2 protein-coding genes are annotated in these 1547 nt (G+C 56.6%); both read right to left on the reverse strand.

Going from position 1 to position 1547, the window contains the following annotated elements:
• Positions 1-1052, reverse strand: a 1052-nt coding sequence (locus tag ABYB95_RS23295) for a three-Cys-motif partner protein TcmP (protein WP_372662683.1), incomplete at its 3' end; no start/stop codon positions are given.
• 36 nt (positions 1053-1088) lie between these two features.
• Positions 1089-1547: DUF5131 family protein (locus ABYB95_RS23300; protein WP_372662680.1), on the reverse strand; the 459-nt coding region annotated here is incomplete at its 5' end.

The raw sequence follows: 1547 nt of genomic DNA on the forward strand, positions 1-1547 counted from the left end.
CGTTCAAAAATGTGCGTTGCCAGTTGCTGCGGCAACGCCTCGGCCGATTGGCTCAACGCCACATCGTCGAACTGGAATCCCCCGGTGAACTCCTGCCGAAACCCCATCATGTGTGATGCCAACATGTCGAGACCTGCTCCACCGTAGTGGATGGAATGATTCTGATGCTGCCAGTGGACCTGCTTCATCACGTCCTGGGCACGGTGGTGTTGTGAGAGATGAACCAACCAGTACTCACCTTGGCCGCTGCCTTCACCACGAATGAAAAAGGGCGTGAAGTACTCGGCACCACACCCCTTCACCAACGCTTGATACAACGCTGCCTGTATAAAGCGACGCCAATCAGCCGAGTCCTCTTCCTTGATCTGCTCGACAGTCCTGCCGCCCAAGGCAGCGCGAATATCTACCGCCAACTTCTCGGAGACCTGGTCCGTGAATTGGTCGTTGGTGTAGGTGGCAAATGCCGCGACATGAAACGTCAGCACCACCTCGCTGCCAGGTGAGTTCGCGAATATCTGCCGAATCAACGGTGCTGGTACTTCGCTGTATCCATACTGGTCCAGGAAATAGATGGCTGTGCGTGCTTTCGGCGTGTGGGCTTGGATCAGCTTGAAGACCACCGGCGTTGCAGAAACAAAGTCCTCATGAATGACGTGTATGGCATTGCCGATCAGGTGACCGAAGCCCCGGTTTTGCAGGACCATCGTCAGATGCGACAAAGCTCGCTGGTCCTTGTCAATGAACACATATTGAACATCCAGGTCGATGGGCTTTGTCCTATTGGCATTGATGAGCACTCGGGCCTCTTCGACTGCGTTCAGCATGCGCAGCGGGGAGCCAAGAACTTCCTTGGCTTGTCCTTTGAGCGTGTAGAGACCGCCCCCGCAAAATCCGTCAACGAGCGTGATTCGAAGTCGCTCCCGCCCTCGCGCATTGAGGGTTCGTTGCTCGAAATACCGTACGAGGTAGCCGACCAAAACTTCATGCTTAGTGACACTATGCGGATCGATCTCTGCCGGTCCGTCCTCCCAGTCGTAGTGACTCTTTGCCAAGCTCAAGCCTTTCTGCAGAACTGATGTCGTTCGCCGCTACACCCCATCCCCGGTGCTTGGGAATTGATCCCAATGACGCCCCGCCAAGGAACGACCGGCTTTTCCTTTCCCAACAGCAGCGAGCTTGACCTCGGAGCCGCCGTTCCGGACTATGAAGATCGGCGTGCGACCAGTGACAGCTGGTGCCGCCTGCTCCAGGGGCGCCCAGTGCCCCCACTGTTTGAAGTGAAAAGCCACCCCGGTTCTATTGCACTGCTGGCGTAGATCGTCAGGCCATTTTGGGTCCATGGGTCGTGATCCAGGCCCGGACTCGCCGCCAGCAATGACCCAGTCCACACGAGTGCCCAGTTCCCCAACTTGAAGCCATCGGGATAAATCCAGTGGTCCCAAAAGTGGCTCACACGACAGGAACCGGACTGCTGGTGTCTTGAACTGGAGCAAATGCTTCAATCGCTTGTCAGCTGCACTCTGGTTCTCGACCGTTGCGCCCAGCCA

This window comes from Hydrogenophaga sp. (assembly GCF_041633695.1).
Lineage (GTDB): Bacteria > Pseudomonadota > Gammaproteobacteria > Burkholderiales > Burkholderiaceae_C > Hydrogenophaga.